Origin of the sequence: Colwellia sp. E2M01, from assembly GCF_018860585.1 — a bacterium.
Lineage (GTDB): Bacteria > Pseudomonadota > Gammaproteobacteria > Enterobacterales > Alteromonadaceae > Colwellia.
Genome location: NZ_JAHKPR010000055.1, coordinates 1 through 21530, shown reverse-complemented (window position 1 = coordinate 21530; position 21530 = coordinate 1). Strand labels below are relative to the sequence as shown.

At 35.7% G+C, this 21530-nt stretch carries 19 protein-coding genes; 5 read left to right on the top strand and 14 right to left on the bottom strand.

All coding sequences use genetic code 11. The annotated features are described in order from the left end of the window. The first annotated feature begins 40 nt into the window (after window positions 1–40). The 3 genes from KO502_RS11640 to KO502_RS11630 all read left to right on the top strand — a co-directional run bounded on the left by KO502_RS11640 (window position 41) and on the right by KO502_RS11630 (window position 2267). Complete coding sequence (locus tag KO502_RS11640; RefSeq protein ID WP_216022741.1) at window positions 41–805, top strand: electron transfer flavoprotein subunit beta/FixA family protein; 765 nt, start codon at window positions 41–43, stop codon at window positions 803–805. Continuing rightward, on the top strand, window positions 802–1728 hold the full coding sequence (locus tag KO502_RS11635; RefSeq protein ID WP_216022740.1) for an FAD-binding protein: 927 nt from the start codon (window positions 802–804) through the stop codon (window positions 1726–1728). The genes KO502_RS11640 and KO502_RS11635 overlap by 4 nt, the downstream gene beginning before the upstream one ends. 221 nt (window positions 1729–1949) lie before the next feature. Next, a complete protein-coding gene (locus KO502_RS11630; protein WP_354668326.1) occupies window positions 1950–2267 on the top strand; it encodes a stress response translation initiation inhibitor YciH in 318 nt (105 codons plus the stop codon). A gap of 136 nt (window positions 2268–2403) precedes the next feature. Here the strand turns inward: KO502_RS11630 and recR are convergent, their stop codons facing one another. Then, complete coding sequence (gene recR / locus KO502_RS11625) at window positions 2404–3009, bottom strand: recombination mediator RecR (protein ID WP_216022738.1); 606 nt, start codon at window positions 3007–3009, stop codon at window positions 2404–2406. Window positions 3010–3497: 488 nt separating this feature from the next. Between recR and KO502_RS11620 the strand changes: the two genes are divergently transcribed. Then, a complete protein-coding gene (locus tag KO502_RS11620; RefSeq protein ID WP_216022737.1) occupies window positions 3498–6194 on the top strand; it encodes a CHASE domain-containing protein in 2697 nt (898 codons plus the stop codon). Window positions 6195–6409: 215 nt separating this feature from the next. Here KO502_RS11620 and KO502_RS11615 read toward each other — a convergent pair whose 3' ends face one another. From KO502_RS11615 to KO502_RS11555, 13 genes are all read right to left on the bottom strand, one after another. Next, window positions 6410–6739, bottom strand: coding sequence for a YbaB/EbfC family nucleoid-associated protein (locus KO502_RS11615; RefSeq protein ID WP_216022754.1), 330 nt, complete (start codon window positions 6737–6739; stop codon window positions 6410–6412). 139 nt (window positions 6740–6878) lie between these two features. Continuing rightward, the gene (gene dnaX / locus KO502_RS11610) at window positions 6879–9113 is read right to left on the bottom strand and encodes a DNA polymerase III subunit gamma/tau (protein ID WP_216022736.1); all 2235 of its coding nucleotides are present in this window, start codon (window positions 9111–9113) and stop codon (window positions 6879–6881) included. 30 nt (window positions 9114–9143) lie between these two features. Beyond that, window positions 9144–9689 (bottom strand): adenine phosphoribosyltransferase, encoded by a 546-nt coding sequence (apt, locus tag KO502_RS11605; protein ID WP_216022735.1) that lies wholly within the window; start codon window positions 9687–9689, stop codon window positions 9144–9146. A gap of 254 nt (window positions 9690–9943) precedes the next feature. Next, window positions 9944–10339, bottom strand: a complete 396-nt coding sequence (locus KO502_RS11600; RefSeq protein WP_216022734.1) for a response regulator — start codon at window positions 10337–10339, stop codon at window positions 9944–9946. 155 nt (window positions 10340–10494) lie between these two features. Beyond that, complete coding sequence (locus KO502_RS17335; protein ID WP_216022733.1) at window positions 10495–11163, bottom strand: DUF1456 family protein; 669 nt, start codon at window positions 11161–11163, stop codon at window positions 10495–10497. A 283-nt stretch (window positions 11164–11446) separates the two neighbouring features. Then, window positions 11447–11809 carry a hypothetical protein gene (locus tag KO502_RS11590; protein ID WP_216022732.1) on the bottom strand — a complete coding sequence of 121 codons (363 nt, stop codon included), beginning with the start codon at window positions 11807–11809 and terminating at the stop codon, window positions 11447–11449. 204 nt (window positions 11810–12013) lie between these two features. Further along, window positions 12014–13300 (bottom strand): tetratricopeptide repeat protein, encoded by a 1287-nt coding sequence (locus KO502_RS11585; protein ID WP_216022731.1) that lies wholly within the window; start codon window positions 13298–13300, stop codon window positions 12014–12016. Between the two features lie 5 nt (window positions 13301–13305). Further along, the gene (locus tag KO502_RS11580; RefSeq protein ID WP_216022730.1) at window positions 13306–13917 is read right to left on the bottom strand and encodes an energy transducer TonB; all 612 of its coding nucleotides are present in this window, start codon (window positions 13915–13917) and stop codon (window positions 13306–13308) included. Between the two features lie 3 nt (window positions 13918–13920). Beyond that, on the bottom strand, window positions 13921–14322 hold the full coding sequence (locus KO502_RS11575; RefSeq protein ID WP_216022729.1) for a biopolymer transporter ExbD: 402 nt from the start codon (window positions 14320–14322) through the stop codon (window positions 13921–13923). A 12-nt stretch (window positions 14323–14334) separates the two neighbouring features. Beyond that, a complete protein-coding gene (locus tag KO502_RS11570) occupies window positions 14335–14859 on the bottom strand; it encodes a MotA/TolQ/ExbB proton channel family protein (protein ID WP_216022728.1) in 525 nt (174 codons plus the stop codon). After that, a complete protein-coding gene (locus KO502_RS11565; protein ID WP_216022727.1) occupies window positions 14859–16208 on the bottom strand; it encodes a MotA/TolQ/ExbB proton channel family protein in 1350 nt (449 codons plus the stop codon). Before KO502_RS11565 ends, KO502_RS11570 begins: the two co-directional genes overlap by 1 nt. Beyond that, entirely contained in the window at window positions 16208–16987 is a 780-nt protein-coding gene (locus KO502_RS11560) for a DUF3450 domain-containing protein (protein WP_216022726.1), read from the bottom strand. Before KO502_RS11560 ends, KO502_RS11565 begins: the two co-directional genes overlap by 1 nt. A 617-nt stretch (window positions 16988–17604) precedes the next feature. Beyond that, a complete protein-coding gene (locus tag KO502_RS11555) occupies window positions 17605–20406 on the bottom strand; it encodes a TonB-dependent receptor (RefSeq protein ID WP_216022725.1) in 2802 nt (933 codons plus the stop codon). Between the two features lie 346 nt (window positions 20407–20752). Between KO502_RS11555 and priC the strand changes: the two genes are divergently transcribed. Further along, window positions 20753–21427: a primosomal replication protein PriC gene (gene priC, locus KO502_RS11550; RefSeq protein ID WP_216022724.1), complete on the top strand. Its 675-nt coding sequence runs from the start codon at window positions 20753–20755 to the stop codon at window positions 21425–21427. Window positions 21428–21530 lie beyond the last annotated feature (103 nt).

Genomic DNA, 21530 nt, shown 5'->3' with positions numbered 1-21530 from the left:
AAATAACACCTGAACAACTAACTACTACAGAGGTTTCACAATGAAAGTACTAGTTCCGATAAAACGTGTTATTGACTATAACGTCAAAGTTCGAGTAAAAAACGATAATAGCAATGTCGACCTTACCAATGCGAAAATGGCAATAAACCCTTTTTGCGAAATAGCCGTTGAAGAAGCCATTCGACTGAAAGAAGTTGGGCAGGCAACAGAAGTTATTGCTGTTTCTATCGGTGATAAAGCTTGTCAGGAGCAATTACGTAGTGCTTTAGCCTTAGGAGCAGATAGAGCTATTCACATAGAAATAGAAGAGTCACTAACAGGCAATATAGACTCGATAAACATCGCTAAATTATTACAAAAAATAGTCGAAGAAGAACAACCTCAATTAGTTATTTTAGGTAAACAAGCTATTGATAGTGATAACAATCAAACAGGCCAAATGCTTGCGGCATTAACAGGTATGCCACAAGGAACATTTGCTTCAGCAATAGAAGTTAACGATGATAAAGTGAATGTTACCCGTGAAGTTGATGGTGGCTTACAAACCCTAACGCTTAGCCTACCAGCAATAATTACAACAGACTTACGCTTAAATACCCCTCGTTATGCTTCCTTACCTAATATTATGAAAGCTAAACGCAAACCCTTAGTTGTAAGAGACGCTTCTGAGTTTGCTGTTGATTTAACGCCGCGCACCAAACAAATAAAAGTAATATCCCCTCCCCAACGCCAAGCCGGCATCATCGTAGCGAGCATTGATGAATTAATTGATAAGTTAAAAAATGAAGCGAAGGTGATCTCATGAGTATATTAATTTTAGCTGAGCACGATAACAGCACATTAAAAACAGAAACCCTTAAAACTGTTGCCGCGGCTCAAAAAATTGGTACTGACATAACACTACTTGTGGTCGGTTTTAATTGCCAAAACGTTGTAGAGCCGGCGGCAAAAATTAATGGCGTAAACAAAGTATTAGTTTGTGACAACCTCGTTTATGAACATCAATTAGCTGAGAATATTAGTTTATTAATTGCAGAGTTAGCGACTGATTATGAACATATATTAGCGACTGCATCAACAACGGGGAAAAATATAATGCCAAGAGTTGCAGCCTTATTGGATGTTACTCAAATATCTGACATTATTGGTGTCGAAAGTAGCGATACCTTTATTCGACCTATTTATGCGGGTAATGCAATTGCTACAGTACAAAGCCTAGATATAAAAAAAGTAATTACCGTGCGTGCAACAACATTTGAGGTGGTTGCTAGCGACGGTAATGCAGACATAATCAAAATAAACTCCCTCTTTAGTACTGAGACTTCAAGCCATTTGAAAGATGAATTTACTGAATCTGAACGTCCTGATCTAGGGGCTGCAAATGTGGTTATTTCAGGTGGCCGAGGTATGCAAAGTGCTGAGAACTTCAAATTACTTGATGGTATTGCTGATAAATTAGGTGCAGCTATCGGTGCATCACGTGCAGCAGTGGATGCCGGCTTTGTGTCTAATGATATGCAAGTTGGACAGACTGGTAAAATTGTTGCTCCTGATTTATATATTGCCGTAGGGATCAGTGGCGCTATTCAACACCTTGCCGGCATGAAAGACTCAAAAGTTATTGTTGCTATCAATAAAGATCCTGATGCGCCTATTTTCCAAGTAGCCGACTACGGTATTATTGCTGACTTATTTGATGTAATACCTGAGCTAGAAAGTAAATTATAAACATCATAAAAACAGAACAAAAAACAGAGCTATAGTTCAAGCTGTAATGCTTAACTTAAGCTTGTTATAATAAAACACCTTAAGCATATTGCTTAAGGTGTTTTTTATACGTTTAATTGATTAATTGTGAAAGGTGTTTTATGAAAAATAGTTTATCTAGTTTAAGTGATTTAGCCAGTGCCTTTGGTAAGGCCCCTGTTGAGCTTGATAAAACATCTCAAGTGAACGATGACTCGCTTGTTTACTCTACAGACAATGGTCGTATCGATCAGAAGAAAACTAAAAACATTACCCCCAGTGATGGCTTTGCCAGAGTTAGACGAGAGACTAAAGGGCGAAAAGGTAAAGGCGTAATCGTCATCAGTGGCCTAGGTCTAGACTCCAAAGCTCTAAAAGAATTAGCAACAAAGCTTAAAAAGACCTGTGGTACCGGTGGCTCGGTTGTTGATGAAACCATAGAGGTACAAGGAGATAAACGCGATATTATTCAACAAGTATTAGAAAAAGCAGGTTTTAAAGTTAAGTTTACGGGAGGGTAGTCACCTACACGACTTTTAAAAACGAGTCACACCTTGTAACTCGTAATATTAAACAACCATTTCTAAATATCTGATCCTAATATAGAAATATTACTATAAAACTGAACCAATAAATTATCATTGGGTATCTAACCGGCTAAGTAAAGTAGCTTTTTCTACCTGATAACGCATGCGATAAAGTATTACCATCAACATACTCTAATTCACCACCAACTGGCACACCATGAGCAATTCTTGAAATGTTTACGTGGTGTTGCTGGGCAAGTTCAGCGATAAAATGTGCTGTGGCCTCTCCTTCTACCGTCGGATTAGTCGCTAAAATAACTTCAGTAAACTGACCGCTAGCAAATTGTTTAGCTAAAATATCTAAGCCTAAATCCTCAGGGCCGATACCATCAATGGGAGAGAGATGTCCCATCAACACAAAGTATAACCCCGAAAACTCCCCTGTTTGCTCTATTGCAATCACATCACCTGGCGTTTCAACAATACATAAAGTACTAGCAACTTTACGTTTTGGCGATAAACAAATTTCACACAATTCCTCTTCGGTAAAATTACGACATTGTTGGCAATGACCGATATCAGTCATGGCTTTTGCTAGAGTACTCGCTAGTTTACTGCCACCACGTCGGTTACGTTCAAGTAGCTGAAATGCCATACGTTGTGCTGATTTAGCACCTACACCTGGTAAGCATTTTAATGAATCAATTAACTCTTGAACCAAGGGACTAAATTTCATAGATTTCCATTTTATTAATAAAGAGGAATGTAAACTAAAGAACAAAAATAATAAGCATACAGATTGAGGATAGTACTCAAATATTGAAGTCTAATTTTAATCAATTTTATAGACAAATAGTAGTAAACTAATTAAATATCTTTCACCATTTATTACTATATTTATTAAATTAATAAAGCATGTCTTACATTTTTATTATTAAATACGTTTATATTGCTTTAGATATAGCGAAACATTACTTTTTAGCTATAATCTATTGAGTTTAAAGAAAAGTTATAACTAACCACCTTAAGTAAACCTTGAATTTATTTTACAATAAAACTTAACGTGCAACTTAGTATGGCCATGTTAACTATTAATTAAAATGATCATACTCTCAATATAAATAAGAAACCCTAGCCGTACATAAATAAGCTTATCATTATTGTTATTTTTTAAATAAAATAGAAAAAATACTGTAAAAAGGAAAACTAAATGAGTACAACGTTTTGAAAACACTTTTCTTAGTTTTTATTTCATTTCTTGTACATTTTACTTTAGTGAAATTAGGGTCTTATTATACCATTGCGTTTGGTTTTGCTAGTTTAATTTGGCCTGTAACGGGTGTCGTTCTCGGCTTGTATCTTTTATATGGTCGGGCAGTACTCATTGGTGTATTTTTATCCTTATTATTTACCACTTACCAGCAACAGCTAGACAATCCAATACCTAGTTATTTAATTGCTATCTTAGTTATTATCAGTATTTTACAGTTAGTAATAAGTAAACAATTTGTACTACGATGCTTTACCTTTCCTATTAAAATTTATTTACCCAATGAAAGAATTAAGTTTTTAGTTTTAACAGGGCCATTATCTGCACTTATCAGTAGTACATTACTTGCGCTGTCTTTATGGTTAACCTTAGATATCCCGTTCGAACAACTATGTTATATTTGGTCCGTTAAGTGGTTTGGTGATTTTTTAAGTATTCTATTTATTACCCCTACCCTGTTATTTATAGTCAAGAATAAATACGTTAAAGAAGCTAAACATCAAACTCCAGCTATTGTAACTAGCCTTTGTGTATATTGTATTATTGCTTTCATTTTTAACTTGTCTAGTTCACATAAACACAGTGAAAAAGAGCAAGAGTTCATTAACTCAACAAGTCACTTCATAGAGAGCTTTCAAATAATTCAAACAAGTATAAAGCATCATTTAATATCGTTAGATGCTTTACTGCAAGCTAGTGACAATGTGACACGTGCAGAATTTAAAAGCTTTACCCATACCATTGAACAATCTAATATTGAAATAAGAGCCTTAGCTTGGTTACCGGTAATATCAGCTCATAAAAGAGAAGCCTTTGAATTATCTTTAATGAACGACGGCTTTAATAACTCTTACATTAAAAAATTAACTGCTCAAGGCTTTAAAAAAGCGCCGCAACAAAGTAGTTATATCCCGATAACATTTATAGAGCCTCTTGAATCAAATAAGGCTGCTATTGGCTTAGATGTATCTACTCATCCTTTTGTGAAAGCGAGTGTTGAAAAAGCAATTGCACTTAAGAAAATTGTTATAACACCATTACTTTCATTGATACAACAACAAGACAAATACACGGGAGTAGTTGTCTATTACCCTGTTTATAAAAACGGGACTGAAAATAAAGAGACTTCATTAAAAGGGCTAGTCGAAGCTGTTTTTGAATTAGACGTATTACTTGCAGCCATATATAAAGAGGTTGACGCCACTAACTTCACGTATCAATTAAGCTATGCCAAGGATAATGTTTTTTCTCATGTAAACCATGAAGCTAACAAATTATTTAATTACACAGTCGAAGTAGATCTCTTTGACAAAAAAGGGTTACTTACCTTCTCGAGCACTGAAAGATTTGAACGAGGGTTAATCGATTGGGGCAACTTAATCATTACCTTTGCAAGCTGCTTAATTGGTTTAATCTGTGTCATGTTTGTATTTTTTATTATCACCTTTAATTACTCACTCACCCGCAAAGTAAAGCAAAGTACAGCAGAGTTAATAAAAAGTAATAATGAACTCGTTGTCGCCAATAAAGCCAAAAACTTATTTCTCGCTAATATCAGTCATGAATATCGCACACCATTAAATGCAATTATTGGCTTTACAGAAATTGCTCAGCGTGAAACACGTGACAAAATAGCCAACGACTATTTAAATAAAATCGGCCACTCCTCCAACTTGTTACTGAGTATTGTTAACGATGTTTTAGATATTTCAAAAATGCAAACGGGTGAGTTAAACCTTGAAAATAGAGCATTTAATCCGACAAAAGAATCTTTATCCGTTATTGATATGTTGAATGACAAGGCTGTTGAAAAGTCTATAAATATCACTAAAAATTTCACTACTAATTTTAATTTGTGGGTTGCAGGAGATGACTTTAGGTTTAAACAAATACTAATCAACTTACTCAATAATGCGATTAAATTTACAGATACAGGCACGATAACTATCAGCGGTGATTGTAAAAACACCAAGAATAATAGTCGCATTGTAACCTTAACAGTCACAGATTCAGGCATAGGTATCAAAACTGAACAACAAAAAAATATTTTCAATGCCTTTGCACAAGCAGAGTTATCTACTACCAGAAAATATGGAGGTACAGGCTTAGGTTTATCTATTGTTAAAAAGTTAAGTAACTTAATGGGTGGTGATGTCACACTCAATAGTGAATATGGTAAAGGCAGCTCTTTTATAGTAACACTTGAATTACCGCAAGCAACTCAGCCGGTTGAAGTGCCAGAGCCTAAAAATTTAACTACGCTGCAAGACTTTAATGACCATGGGATCAATATTTTAGTAGTCGAAGATAATAAAATTAACCAAATAATTGTAAAAAAACAATTATCCTCACTAGGGGTGAGTTGTGATTTAGTTAATGACGGTCAAGAAGCGCTAACCTACCTTGAGAATAATAAACCTAAGCTCATATTAATGGACTTACAAATGCCTGTAATGGATGGTTTTACTGCATCAAAATTGATTAAAAGAAACAATAAACTTAAAGATATTCCAATTATTATTTTAAGTGCAAGTGTTGGTAAAGAAGATAAAGAACAAGCGCTTGAAATAGGCATAGAAGACTTTATTAATAAGCCCTTCCAACAAAGCGATTTACATTATGTATTGCATAAATATTTGTCAGCCGACTAGGGTCTGTTGATCTTTCGAGATTACTTTTACAGCAACTTGTTTGAACTTCTTTGTATTAAGAGTAGGCAAGGCAGAGCATAGTGATTGGGGAATGATTAGAAAACTCTATGGGAAATGGATAACAGGTGAACAAATTAATCATAGAAATGAAAATTGCTCATAATTTAGGACAAAAAAGCCAGCGATAAAGCTGGCTTTTTTTATATATTTATCACTTAAAACGGCATTTTCATACCTGGTGGTAATTGCATACCGCCAGTAACTGAGCCCATTTTATCTTTATTTTGCTCTTCAACACGACGTACCGCATCATTTACAGCTGCAGCAAGTAAGTCTTCAATCATGTCTTTATCATCGCTCATTAAGCTTTCATCAAGCTCTACACGACGAACACTATGACTACCTGTCATAGTAACTTTCACCATACCTGCACCAGCTTCACCAACAACTTCCATCTGTGCTAATTCTTCTTGTGCTTTAGCCATTTTGGCCTGCATTTGTTGGGCTTGCTTCATTAAGTTGCCCATTCCGCCTTTCATCATAATTTTCTCCAATTATTCTGTGTTAACTACTTAATTTATTAATGGGGTTACTTTACCTGAAATACAACAGCATTTTCGCGAAAGTAAAATTATTTTATGTAAGAGTATTATTCAACAGCGTAAGTTAAACCGGCGTTGCAAATCAACGAGGCGAAATACTTTCTTCATTTAACGTAGCTTGGAAAGATTCTTGTAAAGCAATCACTGTATTATCTTCTCTAATTAGTGCTTTAGCATATTCAAGACGTTTGTCGTTTATCTGCACTTGAATTTGATAAGGATCTGCTACGGTTTCTTCTACAACATCAAGTGTTACGGTAACATCACGAGATAAAAACTCACAAATATAACTTTGTAACTGCTGTTGAGCAAATTCTGTATTTAAATGCCTTGTTGCCTGATCTAATTGTAAAATCAAATTATCATCAGTAGAGTCTTCACTGATTGTTGCGTGAATCGCTAACTGTCTTACACGTGCCGTAAGTTGCATCGAGTCAATCATATGCGCCCACTTATCAACTTGATTTGCTTTAGTTATTTTAGTCGGATCTATATTGTCTTGATGAAAAGGCACTTCAGGCTCAGGTGCTATTACTAAAGGCTCACTAGGAATAACTGCGCTTTCAGTTACAGTATTCTCGTTACTATTGGTGGTACTATTTGTTTGACGCATAGTTACGTCATTAGACTTTTTTGTTTGCGCTTCCATTGCCTTTTTGCGACTGCGAAGCATGTTTCGAGTAGCAAGAACTGAGCTAACAGGGCTATCAATATTAACTGTTGGTACTTCTTGAGGTATAGCATCTAGAGGCACTGATTCAACGCTTTTTTCACCTACAGCTACTGTCTCTGTCGTTTGTTCAACTTGATGAATGTTATTTTCATCTTGAACACTGTCAACAGCTGATTTTTTTAGCCTTGCTACTTGCTCCGCTTGTTGATTACCTTTAGCCATAAGCTCAGTAGCTTGTTGTTCAATCGCATACATTTGTGCATGTAGATCTGACTCGCTATGTTCGGTATCATTTATACTCTTATCATCAGAAGCAAATATATCATTATCAATTGGGTTAGACGCTGTAACCTCGCCTTGTGCTTGAGCCTTGTTATTTTCAATAGCAGGCTCTTCAGTTCTGATAGCGTTTTCTTGTCTAAGGTTTTGCTCACTTAATGGCTTATCTGCATTAACGTTGACTTGCTTAGCACTAACATTTTCATAACTGAAATCATCAAACTGTTCAGTATTTTTCTCAAGGTAATTGTTTTCTTCAGCTTTACTTAACTGTGCTTTTTGCATTGGTTTAAATGCAAATAATCGTAATAAAGTCATATCAAAAGCAGCTTGCTCGTCAGATGCATAGGGTAAATCTTTACGACCATTAAGTGCTATTTGATAATAAAGCTGAACATCTTCCGGCGACATAGTTTGACTAAATTTTTTCAATAAACTTAATAAGTCGTTCGGTAAATCGAATGATTTATCCACTATTTGCATTAAAGCTATTTGGTGAAACAACTGAATTAAGTCTGCAAATAAGCGGCTATAACTTGGCGCGTATGAAGCTATCTCTTGCGATAGTGTCATTAATGCTTGGCTGTCTTGTTTAAGTAACGCAATAACCAGTTGATAAACCCAGTTTTGATCAATACCGCCTAACATTTGTTGAATATTAACTAGGCTGATATTGCCTTGTCCTTGTGCTATCGCTTGATCGGTTAAACTTAATGAATCACGCATACTACCGCGAGCGGCCTTAGCTAATAGAGTTAAACAACCGGGCTCATGTTTGACTTTTTCTTGCGACAATATTTCAGCAAGTTTATCTTCAATTTGTGGCACCGTTAATGCTTTTAGGTGAAACTGCAAGCAGCGTGATAAAACGGTTATTGGTAATTTTTGAGGATCAGTAGTCGCTAGAATAAACTTAACGTGCTCAGGAGGCTCTTCAAGAGTTTTAAGCAAAGCATTAAAACTATGACGAGATAACATGTGCACCTCATCGATAAGATAAACTTTAAAGCGTCCTCTGCTTGGTGCATATTGAACATTATCGAGAATTTCACGCGTATCATCAACTTTAGTTTTAGAAGCTGCATCAATTTCTAATAGATCGACAAAACGCCCTTGATCAATATCAACACACGCATCACACTTACCACATGGCGTATTAGTAATACCTACTTCACAGTTAAGGCTCTTAGCAAAGATTCGTGCGATCGTAGTTTTACCAACACCACGTGTCCCCGTAAAAAGATAGGCATGGTGTAAACGCTTTTGTGATAAAGCATTAACTAACACACTCACAACGTGCTCTTGACCCATTAACTCTTGAAAGTTTTTAGGCCGCCATTTTCTTGCTAAAACTTGATAGCTCATGTTAAATTTCTTAATTGGTTATTAAGCAAACTATTCACCTTGATATTGTACCAAAGAATAACTCTCAATATTTAATGCGCTTAAACGCTTTTCACCGCCTAAATCGGGTAATGAAATAACAAAACCCGCATCATTTACTTGTGCACCTAAGCGGCGAATTAATTTTGTAGTTGCTTCAATAGTTCCACCAGTAGCTAAAAGGTCATCAATAATCAAGACTTTATCACTTTCAGTCAATGCATCTCGGTGAATTTCTAATACGTCTTCCCCATATTCAAGAATATAAGCTTGAGAATAAGTATCACGAGGGAGCTTTCCTGGTTTTCTTACGGGTACAAAGCCAATGTTAAGTGCTAACGCTAATGGTGCGCCAAAAAGAAAACCACGAGCTTCAGTACCAACAACTTTAGTAAACCCTTTATTTTTGTATGCTTCAACAAATAATTCTATGGTTAGTGCAAAAGCTTCTGGTTTTTCTAATAAGCTAGTAACATCACGAAACATTATACCTTTTGCAGGGTAGTCCGGGATGGTGTGTATAGCGTCAAGTAATTGCTGTTGTTGTATTTCATTCATGAGAGAGTATGAGAGCCTTAATCTGTTTTCTATAAAATTGATTAATAGATAATTTAAATAATAAAGCAATTAAGGTAATTTTTATAGGACTAAAAGCATCTCTGTAGGCTTTATAACATTACCATTAAGCTTGTCGACTTATTGCACAAAGTAAATAAACATTTAAACAAATGGTAGCTTTACTATTAGAAGTAAAGTAAAGCTAGTACAACTTATTTAATCAGCTCAAGTAATCACTATAAAAAAGATTGATATTAACCATTTACCTGTATGGGTTTACGCTGAAAGACTGGGTCAGTCAGATCAGACAACACATTTAGAAAAGTATTTTTATTAAAAGGCTTTTCAATAACTTTATCAAAAAGAGAGTACTCTGGGAGCTTTTGAACCGTGCTATGGCTTTGAGTAGTAATAAATATTATTTTTTTATTGGCTAGCTCGGGGATTTTTTTTAAATTTTTGATCAACTGAGTACCATTCATTAAAGGCATTAAATGATCAATAACAAATAATTCGTAGTCACCTTTTTGGGCTTTACCTAAGCCATCAAGACCATTATTTGCCGTTTCTACCGTATGACCTTCTTCACAAAGCAGCTCTGACAACATGCTTTGTACTGATTTTGTATCATCAACAACTAATATATCCATACATACTTTTTTATAACACTAATAACAAATTTTGCAGAGATTTTACCTTATAATTATTCGAGTATATAGGCTTATTTAATGTTAAATAAAACGTCTCGAATTTGCACAATTTTATTGCACAACTTACTATCGTTTAATGTAATAGTTAACACTTATTATTTAGATAATTTAAGTCGCTGTCGTTTTGGCTCATCCGTTTTTTTTGGATTGATGTAAATACTACTGGCATTAGGTCGAGCGCCTTCAACCCAAGGTGACGATGAGTTTTTTTTCTCTGCTTTTTTCTTAGTAAAAGTTTTTTTATTTACTTTAGCTGAACGATCAGCGCCAATAGCTTGCCCTGCTTTATGTACTTTACTTGTTCTTTCAACATGATATTTATTATCAATTGCTTGTAAAAGGTTTCGTAATACTTGGTCTTTACATTCACGATAATGTTTATGATCAATTTTACGAGAAAATGCACTTAATTCAGCTTTACCAATATTAAAATTAACACCTTTTAATAACTCAATAATTTGTTCTGCTTGTAAATTTAAGGCAATTTTAAGTTTTGTTAGAATGATATTATTAGTTAGGCGTTTTTCAGGTAGCGGTGAAGGTCCTGATTTTTTCCCGCGTTTTTCGTTGATAAAGCCATTTAAAAATATAGCTAACTTAGTATCAAACAGTGCGACAAAATCATCATCATTGTCTTTCTTTAACCACTGACTAATTTGTTCTCTACTAACTACTTCACCTGCTGAGGCGAATATAGCGACCATTTGTTTATCATTAAAATTAAAGGTATAACGCAGTCTGCGTAAAACATCATTATTATTCACGGCTAAGTCCAGTTCAAAAGCATAGTTTCGTCATTATACACTTTAAGAGTATCAGCTTATACCTGTTTATATGAGTGCTTTGTAAAGGAGAGAGAAAAGATAAATTGAATATGACAATTAGGTATTCTTTAAGCTGATCATTTTTAAATAAAAGAATATTTTACTACCCAATAGTGTACTAATGGATAGTAAAATTATAGTTTTATATTTTTTATTTACCTTCAGCTCTGATTAATGAATGCTATAAAAGTAAAAAACACTGTATATCAATCAAATAAGCGAACTATTCACCACATTTTTTTGATTTCATTTTACTTTCGCCACACTTGCCTTCACCACATTTAGCTTCTGAGCTTGATTTCATTTTAGCTTCGCCACACTTGCCTTCACCGCATTTAGCTTCTGAACTTGACTTCATTTTAGCTTCGCCACACTTGCCTTCACCACATTTAGCTTCTGAACTTGACTTCATTTTAGCTTCGCCACACTTGCCTTCACCGCATTTATTATTATCGACAGCAACAACAGTTGTTATTTCATGACTTACAAATGGGTTTGTTTCAGCAGTTACAGTGCTACTCATAAATAAGCTTAATGCAACTAAACTTGCAATGACTGAGATTGATGCTTTTTTAACTATATTCATACTTATATCCTTTTCGAGATGATTGTGAGGTTGTTCGTTAGTGGTCTAGCAAGATAAACTCACGTTATTATCTAATGAATTTTTCTCCGCAGCTATTACATAGACCTGTAAAGCACACTAAAAATTTCGTTTCATGATTATAAAAAATAAAAAACCAGCTATTAAGCTGGTTTTTGTATTACGTAATTAATTAATAGTAATTAACTAAATAGTAACTTTCTTTCTTTTAGCTGTATCTATAATAAAGCGTTTCCAACCTTCAGCATATTTGCGTGACTTCGGGTCTTTCACCGCTTTTTGAATAGCAGCGTAAGCTTCTTTATACTTTTCTAAATAAAAGTAAGATTCAGCAATACTCATATGAATTTGACCTTCATCAGAAGCACCAAGTTCAATAGCTTTATTTAATGCAGTGATAGCTTTAGTAAATTGCTCATCTTGCTTATATAACATACCTTGCTTACGATAAATTCCAGCATCACTTGTCATTTTGGCTACTTCACCATAATAAGTTGCTGCTTTATCAATATCTAGCGCAGAGTGCCAAGCATTAGCTAAAGATGAAATATTCTTATCATCGCGTTTAACTAAGCCTGAAGCTATATATTTCTCTAACAATTTAGCAGCCATATAAGGAGCATCAGATTGAGAGTATAAGCTTGCTAAAGTAGTTATTTGACTTTCTTTATCCAAATAACCTAGCTTGTAAGCTAAATCAAGAGTTTCAGTTGCTTTATTATAGTCTTCAACCAACAAGTAAAACATTGGAAGTTGAGTCCACCACTGCTTACTTTCAGGGAAAAGCTGTACAACTGTCTCTAAAACCTTAATAGTTTCTTTATATTGTTTACGCTCATAATATGATTGTACTTTCAATATATAAGGGTTTTGATTTTGCTTGTCACCAAAGGCTACAATAGCTTTATCTGCAGGAGCAATAACTTTATCTAATTGACCAAGCGAGTAATACGCGTTAGCTATTTTAATATAAGTTTGACCATCCTCTTTACCCGAGAAATCCATCCACGCGTAATAGCTTTCTAATGCACCTTTATAGTCTTTGGTTTGCATTTGCATATCACCCAATAACTTTAAAGATTCACTATGATCCGACTCATTAAGAATATCAGGTTCAATTGCTGCTTTTAGGTATTTAATCGTTTTCTGATCATTATCACCTTTAGTAGCATACATTACCGCGATAAAACGAGAAACATAGGCTTTGTCATATTCTTTATCTGCATCAATATCAAGTAATACGACTAAAGCACCATCAATATCATCCGCACTATAAAGTTCAAAAGCTTCTTGAACTTTTTTACCAGTACTAGGACTAGGAAGATATGATTTACGTTTTTCTTTCTGAGCTTGTTCAGCAGCATTTACATAATCAGCAAAAGGTGCTTGTGCAACAAGTAACGAAGTAACAACAACAAGAGAAGTTGATAATCTTTTAAACGATAAGTTTTTAAATACTAATTTATTAAACATAACTATTAACCTCCCATTTTGAAGTCAAGTCGAACGGTTAAGCCAGTTTGACGAAGGGCTTTACCTTCTTCAACTTTCGGTTTGTATTTCCACTTCCTAAGAGCGCGTCTTGCTTCTTTATCAAAAACACGCTTAGGTTGAGCTTCAATAACCTCTACATCTTCAACACCACCAATTTCGTTGATAGAAAAAGATAGTACAACATAACCTTCTTTACCATCACGAGCAGCATCCATAGGATACTTAGGCTCAATACGCACAATTGGAGTTGCATCACCATCTCTACCTATACCTGCTCCAGGAGCAGATAAACCAGTAGATGCACCAGCCATTTGAACACCTGGCATATTAAAACTTAAACCACTAGTATTATTATTGGTTTCAGGCTCAGGTGTAGACTGTTTTGGCGGCGCTTTTGGCGGCGGCGGTGGCGGCGGCGGTACACGTCGACGCTGTTCTGTTGCAGACTTAGGCGGCGTAGTATTAACTTCTACTATAATATTTTCTTGCTGCTCTTCTTTGTTTCTATCACCGCTAGAAACAAGAAAAGCCATAAAAACAAATAAGCCGAAGGTAATTACAACGCCTAGTAGTATTGATACTAAAAAGCGAACCATATATTACCCCTTCGCAGCCGCGATAGAAATTCGGTCTATACCAGCCTCTTTAATTGCATCCATTACTTTAACAACAACACCATGTTTAGCATCTTTGTCAGCTTGAATGATTACAACATCGGTAGGTTGTTCAGCAAGTAATTTTTCAATCCTTGCACCAACACGTTCAATGTCTACTCGACCTTTGTCTAACCAAATCTCACCATTATCTTTAATTGCAACAAAGATATTGGCATTTTTCTGTGTAGTCTGGTTAGCCGCTTTAGGTTTATTTACTTCAATACCAGCTTCTTTTACAAATGAAGTGGTTACGATGAAGAAGATCAGCATGATAAATACGATATCAAGCATCGGTGTCATATCAATTACTGCTTCTTCGGATTCACGAATACGTTTACGTGCCATGAAAATATCTCTCTAGTGATGAGGTAAACTGTCAACCAGTTTAGCCTTTGCTAGTTTAACTTTAGCGTCTAATCTAGTACTAAAAAACACACCTGATAATGCTGCTACCATTCCCGCCATAGTCGGGATTGTTGCTTGCGATATACCGGCGGCCATTAAACGCGGATTACTAGTGCCTTGTTGGGCCATGACTTCAAATACGCCGATCATACCTGTTACTGTTCCCAGTAAACCGATAAGAGGACACATTGCCACTAATGTTCTAATGGTTATCATACGCTTTTCAAGTAACTCGTCTGCTTCGGAGATCCAAGTCTCTCTAATTCTATGTGCATACCAAGATGTTGTATCTTGTCGTGCATCCCAACGAGCAACAATATCGTTTCTCAAGGCTGGGTACACTTTTGATAAGAACATAAAACGTTCTATCATTAATATCCACATTAATAAGAGTGCGAAGGCAACAACGTAAAGTACGTTACCACCTGTCGCAACAAAACCCCTGACAGATTCCCAAAGCTCTATCAGGAATAACATTATTTAGACCCCTTCTCTGCGATAGCAGCAATTAAACCAGCGCTTTGCTCATCTAATTTTTGTAATACCGACTTACTCTTACCAGCCACAACAGAGTGAACCAAGATAAGTGGTAAAGCACAAATCAGACCTAAAGCAGTTGTTACAAGTGCAAGTGAGATGTTACCTGCCATAATTTTCGGGTCACCAGTACCAAACAATGTAATAGTTTGGAAAGTCATGATCATACCGATAACTGTACCTAATAGACCCATTAGAGGAGCAATAGCTGCAAACATTTTGATTAAGCCTACGCCACGGTCAACTTGAGGTGTTTCACGAAGAATTGCTTCATCAAGTTTTAATTCTAATGTCTCAGCATCAGCTGATTGGTTATCATAAAAAACTTTAAGTAAACGACCTAGTGGGTTGTTTTCATTTGGTTTATCAAGGTTTTTCTCTTGCGCTTTAATTTTAGAGCTCATGCCACCTAAAACGATTAAACGCTCAAGTGCAATTAAACAACCTAAAATTAATAATACTGTAATTGCGTAACCAACTTCTTTACCTTCATGGAAGAATTCTTCAACAGTCTTCTTACGTGTTTCTAAAGATAAGATACCACCACGTGAAGGGTCAAGGAAAACACCTGTGTAGCCACTTGTAGTTCCAAAGAAGTCTGCAGCTGTTTCAGTGATAAAACCTGCTGGTTGCTTAGGTAATGGTTGAACTTGACCTACTTCATCATTGTAAGTTAAGTAGCCGTTTTCAGAAACTAAGTTAAAAGTACCGATACGAGTAATACTTTCTGTAGACTTAGTACCATCTAAGTTAGTTACATCAACATCAAACTTTGAAATTTTACCTGATTCAGTCATTTCTGTTTGTAATGCAAACCATAACTGTTCAAGATCTTCGATGCTTGGGATTTCTTTAGCGTTAGCAATACGGTTTAATACTTCACCGCGTCCTGGGAACTCAGCACTTACAATTGAAGTACTAATTTGACCAAATGCATCAGCTGCAGCTGCACGTGAAACACCGAACATTTCACCTAAGGTGCCTGTTGCGTTATCTAATTCAAGTTCTTTTTGTGCTAACTTAATTTCATTAGCAGCATATTCATCAGTTAAACGTTCATTACGAGCGTTTTCATCTGCTAATTCTTTTTTTGCTTTAGCTAATAAAGCGGCTTTATCCGCTCTGTCTGATAAGAATTCAGCTTCACGTTTTTTATCAAGTGTAGCACCTGCTGAACGATCAGCTTTAACTTGCTTTAATAAATCGTCTAATGAGTTTGCTTGAGTTGTTGCTACAAAACCAGCTGACATCGTTGCTGCTAGCAATACAAAATTAATAACTTTTTTCATTATTCTGCTCCTGCTGCAAATACTGGTAATTTAGTTAAGTTCATTGGAAGTTGTTTACGCGCCATACGAATAGCATCAGTAACAGGTTTAAGGTAATCGTCACCTAACTCTTCCCATGAACGTGTTTCGTTATTCCACAACCATGAGTGTTTAGCATCAAGTGATTGAGCTACAAAAGCAACACGCCCCATGTGAACAAAATCAGCAGTTAATGAACGACCGCCAAGATCAATCTCACCTTGGTAAGCGTCAAAAATGGTACCGTAACCAGCTTCTATCTCATATGCTTCAAGCACTAAACGAAATTGCTCAGATGTTGTTACATTTGAGTCGTTCATTACTACATTAAGATTAGCAACACGTTCTAAACGACGCTCAAGGTTCATTGGTACGTCTAATTTAATGAACTCTTCAAGTGATGCAATCATATCGTACATTAACGGTACAACACCTTGCTTTACTTTATCAACGCCATCAATTTGTTTTTGTAATGATGCAAGGTTTGCTTCTTGATCATCAACCATACGCTGTACATGATCGTTATAACCACGTAAAACTTCAGCTTCATCAACAGTATTACGATATTCAGCAATAATATCTTGCGTTTGTTCGTAAATGCTATTCACTTTAGCTTGTGATTTTGCAGCTTGTTTGAAGATTTGAGCTTCAGCATTTTGAAGGTCTGTTAATGCATCAGCAGCAGCTATATTGCTACCTACTAGCGCTAGTGCGCCAACCATCGCTGTAGCGATGAGGCTTTTCTTACTTACTTTGGACATAGTTCCCAACCATTGCTATTTTAATTTTGATAATTCGAATTACAAAAAATTTGATAATCCGTTGATTACCGCAAATATAAAAGTCTGTCTTTTTTAAATATAACTTTTTATGAATACAACCTATCAATAGTCCCAAATGACAGCTTCGCTGTCAAGGTGAGACTTTAAAAGACTGTCTTATGTTTTTTTATCAACCTATTGTTGTTGGTATTTCCACCAACACAAGGCGAAAAAATAACAACATAACTAGATTTATAAAATTTAATCTCTTCATATTAGCGAAAATTACTTAAGTTTTGATGAATAAAATAATCGCGACTTAAGGGACAAGAATTTTGCTTAGTGATGTTTTACTAATATCTTCGTACTAAGTCAACTTAATTTGCTTGAAATCCTACTTTAATTAGCATTTTGATTCCCATTTTAAACACCAAGAAAATAGCGCACTAAACTAAGGTATATTGATCTTTCAGGGTTAAGATTTATTCAATTTAAAACGAAGTTAATCGCGGCACGAGCTTTGAATCATAGTAATTTCTGTAAAAGTCATTTCGAGAAATGAACAGACCATAGATATACAAAATAAAGTGCCGACTACAAATAATTTCTACTGTTAATTAGAAGGTAATACTCGCTTTTATGAAAAAGTAACGACCTAATACATCATAAGTATACGGATCAGTATTAGAGTCATTGTAGCCAGTATAATACGGTGGCTCTTCATCAAGGAGATTATTAATACCACCAGATAATGTCACAGTATTACTTAAGTAATAAGATGCAGTAACATCATGATAAATAATCGACTCAACTATTGGAGCATAACATTCGCTAGGAGCAGCTAGACATGAAAATGAGTCCATTTCATCAATATAACGTAGCTCATATCCTGCTTTCCAACTTTCCGCGACAACCGATAGGTTAAAGTTAGTTTTAAGTTTTGCATACGAGCCTTCACCGCCAGTAATTAAACCAGAAAAATCAGTCACAACACCATCTTGATCTGACTTTTCAAATTTATCTACAATAGAGGTGTCTAATGTTGCTTTCCAACTTAAACCAACTGCCTCAAAGTTATAAGCTATATTAATGTCATAACCCGATGTTGATTGCCCACCAATATTCTGAAAACCATTATTAAAAGAAATAAGACCTGTACCGTCAATAGCTATGTCTGCTGACTGACATAAAGCGGTTGTAGTATTAATTTTAGCCCCCATACTGTCTAAGCACTGGTTCGCAACATAATTTGAATCGACGGTGTCAATAGCATTAGAAATAGCTATATCATAATAATCTATTGTTAATGATAAGCCGTCGACAAAGCTAGGCTCATAAACTACACCTACAGTTGTAGTATCGGCTTCTTCTGGTGTTAATAATGGATTACCACCTACAGTAACTTCAGCTTGGGTTTGAGTTGTTGCGGCATGACTTATTTGATCAAACGATGGTGATTTCCCCCCATAAAGCTCCTCTACTGTTGGTGCTCTATAGGCTGTAGATCTTACTCCTCGTAACATTATATTGTCATTGATTTTCCAAGTAAGTCCTAATTTCCACGTGTTATCGTTACCAAAAGTACTATAATCGAAATAGCGAATAGCGGTACTTAACTCAAGTGATTTAGCTATAGTAACATTAGCTAGTAAAGGTATAGCTAATTCGAGGTAAGCTTCATCAACCGTATAACTACCTGCTGTAGACTCTACTCTAGGATCATTTGCTAGGCCCTGAGCTGTTAATGAATCTGGCGTGAAATAGGCTGATTCCTTACGGTGTTCATAGCCTGTCGCAAAACCTAAATCACCGGCAGGTAATCTAACTATATCACCATTTAAAGAGGCAGAAATTATATCCATTTCACTTCCCCCTGCATTCACTTCCGTATAAGTATATGGTGTAATAGAGTCACCTTGCCAAGATGATTGCGTAAAAGGGTCAAAACTTCCAGCAAGTACTGCACTATTAATTGATCCAATATTATGTAAATTTGCTAACGTATTAACAGAGTCATTTCTTCCTTTATTATAGGCAATATTCCAAGCCCAATCGTTTGCAAGTATACCTTCTAAACCGGCAACAATACGTACAGTGTCAACTGTTTGAGTAAAATATCTACTACCGGTATCTGACATTCGGCGACCATAGTCTAGTTTTTCACCCGGTTGTGCAAAAGGTAATAAATCATCCGTCATAAAATAGCCGTCTTCAAGACTGCCTGCGCTTTTTGGCATGTATATCCACGACTGAGCATTCCAAATTGGTTGAGGAGCCATTTGCTGCTCAGACCAACGTTTGGTATACGTTGCCTCACTAAAAAAATCGATATTGTCAGCAAGATCATATGTACCAGAAAAAGAGAGGTTAATCCGCTCCATTGGTGTAGATAAATAACTCGTTTCAGCAAAGTTATATTGATCAGTATCACCGAAATTATGATATGTGCCCCCTAACCCGCTCACATCAGCTTCACTGATATTTTCGTCTAGGTATTCAAACATAGTATCGCCAGCAACAGCGTCGGTAGCTGTACTTTGAACATAATGCCCATAATAACCTGAGTCACCGATCGCATATATTGGATCGCCAGTATCTGGGTCTATGCCTGTTTTCGGTATTTGATGATTCCGGTCCCCCCAAACATGACCACCTACTGAGTATGGGCTACCACTACAATATAATTCTATACTGCCGGGGTCTCCCTTTTCATCTATAGGGCAATTAGAATAATCTCGGTTTTTTTGACTTGCATCATCTCTATTAGTGTATTGTAAGCCAAAGACAAAGTTTCCTTTATCAAAGCTATTGCCTAAAGCGAAATCTATACTTGATTCTTTCGCATCACTTTGACCTGAAATACCACTTTGAACATTGATTTCAAACCCTTCAAAATCACGTTTCAAAATAACGTTAACCACACCGGCAACAGCATCAGTACCGTATACAGCAGAAGCACCATCTTTGAGTACTTCAATACGTGCAATCATAGCCACTGGAATTGTATTTAAATCAACACTTGCCGCGGCTCCAGTACCAGAAGCAATCATACGTCTACCATTTAGAAGTATAAGCGTACGATCTGCACCTAAACCACGTAAATTAACCCGAGTATTGCCTCCTGAGCCATTATTAATGCCAGGATTAATCATAGCCCCCCCCGAAACAGTTAATTGCTGCAATAAGCTCTCAACTGTAAGTGCGCCTGAAGAAGCTATTGCTGAGGCATCAATAATAGTGATAGGACTAGCTGTTTCTATATCGGTTCGTGTGATACGTGAACCAGTAATATGAATTTTCTCTAAGCCTTCTTCTGCTACTTCAGCTGAAAACGTTGGGGCTGAAATAGCCCCAGTAGAACCCAGACCCAAAAATAATGCTACGTGTATAGCTTGGGTCAATTTACTGGCGTTATGCATAATATTTCCTAGAGAACGGTGGATGTTTTTTATTGTTTTATAAAGGCCAAAGCAAAAGCACTTTGTGTTTTAATCAAATCCTATGATCTTTATATATATATGATATTAAACGCGATTAGCTTGAACCGTCAATAGTTGCAACTCATTTATAAACAGTTTAAACATTTATAGAGATGATTCACCATCTTTAATCAAAATTGAGTCTTAAATCTACGACATCAACTTTAAGGCGTTAAGTTAACTAATTTATTAAGGAGCAAAGCGTACTAATATATTATTTTCAAGTATTGCTTTAATATATACTCCTGTATAGTCCTTATAAATTTTCATTTATCATTTATTTTTTATGTCTAACCTCCGATACGAAGCAGCAATTAACCGCCTTTCAACGCTTCTGGAACATTTATTTATAGAGGCTCAAGCAACTGATGAAAGAAACAGTAAACAAAAATCTCATCGCTTGATTGAAAATAATAATTTATTCTCGCCTCATTTATTTACAACACAAAGTGATAAAATCTGTGAATACGTTAACGAGACTAAAGCTAAGTTAATTGAGTTTTCTCGGTTATATAATACGAGTGCTGACAATGCGAATAAAGTCGAGTTTGCGAAATTATCTCTCGTTAAAATTGAGCAACAAATATCGGGGTTAATGAATGCTATACAAGCTAATCAACCAATGCATCAAGCCGCTCAAATAAGCTTTGACGCGAGAAAAAAAGTTAAGCAAAAAGCCACACAAGTACAAAAAAGTGAACAATACAATAAATTAGCAAAAGCGGTATTGCTTTCAAGTCATCAGCTTTATCAACAATTAGCTGAGCATCATGAATTCGAACGACGATTGATGGATATGGTAGCAGAGCGAGAGCAACAGCGTATCAAAACAAAAAGTGCTAATAACGATAAACTATCTCAAGAAGTTCTAGCTTTACATCAACGATTAGGTCGCTGTCGTAAAGCAATATCGACTATAGAACGAAATATTGAATTAGCAGAAAAAAACAACCTTCGTTAATAACACTTTATTAATAATAGCTCATTAAGTGATATATTCGCATTTTTGCATAACTCAGGTTATTCTTTGTATAAACTAATTGTTAGCTTATACCAATTTGATT

Coding starts and splice junctions, on each gene's coding strand:
- KO502_RS11635 (WP_216022740.1), top strand. CDS start 802: ATGAGTATATTAATTTTAGCTGAGCACGATAACAGCACATTAAAAACA.
- KO502_RS11555 (WP_216022725.1), bottom strand. CDS start 20,406: ATGCATAACGCCAGTAAATTGACCCAAGCTATACACGTAGCATTATTT.
- priC (WP_216022724.1), top strand. CDS start 20,753: ATGTCTAACCTCCGATACGAAGCAGCAATTAACCGCCTTTCAACGCTT.
- recR (WP_216022738.1), bottom strand. CDS start 3,009: ATGAAATTTAGTCCCTTGGTTCAAGAGTTAATTGATTCATTAAAATGC.
- dnaX (WP_216022736.1), bottom strand. CDS start 9,113: ATGAGCTATCAAGTTTTAGCAAGAAAATGGCGGCCTAAAAACTTTCAA.
- KO502_RS11575 (WP_216022729.1), bottom strand. CDS start 14,322: ATGGCACGTAAACGTATTCGTGAATCCGAAGAAGCAGTAATTGATATG.
- KO502_RS11565 (WP_216022727.1), bottom strand. CDS start 16,208: ATGAAAAAAGTTATTAATTTTGTATTGCTAGCAGCAACGATGTCAGCT.
- KO502_RS11585 (WP_216022731.1), bottom strand. CDS start 13,300: ATGTTTAATAAATTAGTATTTAAAAACTTATCGTTTAAAAGATTATCA.
- KO502_RS11590 (WP_216022732.1), bottom strand. CDS start 11,809: ATGAATATAGTTAAAAAAGCATCAATCTCAGTCATTGCAAGTTTAGTT.
- KO502_RS11640 (WP_216022741.1), top strand. CDS start 41: ATGAAAGTACTAGTTCCGATAAAACGTGTTATTGACTATAACGTCAAA.
- KO502_RS11570 (WP_216022728.1), bottom strand. CDS start 14,859: ATGTTATTCCTGATAGAGCTTTGGGAATCTGTCAGGGGTTTTGTTGCG.
- KO502_RS11600 (WP_216022734.1), bottom strand. CDS start 10,339: ATGGATATATTAGTTGTTGATGATACAAAATCAGTACAAAGCATGTTG.
- apt (WP_216022735.1), bottom strand. CDS start 9,689: ATGAATGAAATACAACAACAGCAATTACTTGACGCTATACACACCATC.
- KO502_RS11560 (WP_216022726.1), bottom strand. CDS start 16,987: ATGTCCAAAGTAAGTAAGAAAAGCCTCATCGCTACAGCGATGGTTGGC.
- KO502_RS11580 (WP_216022730.1), bottom strand. CDS start 13,917: ATGGTTCGCTTTTTAGTATCAATACTACTAGGCGTTGTAATTACCTTC.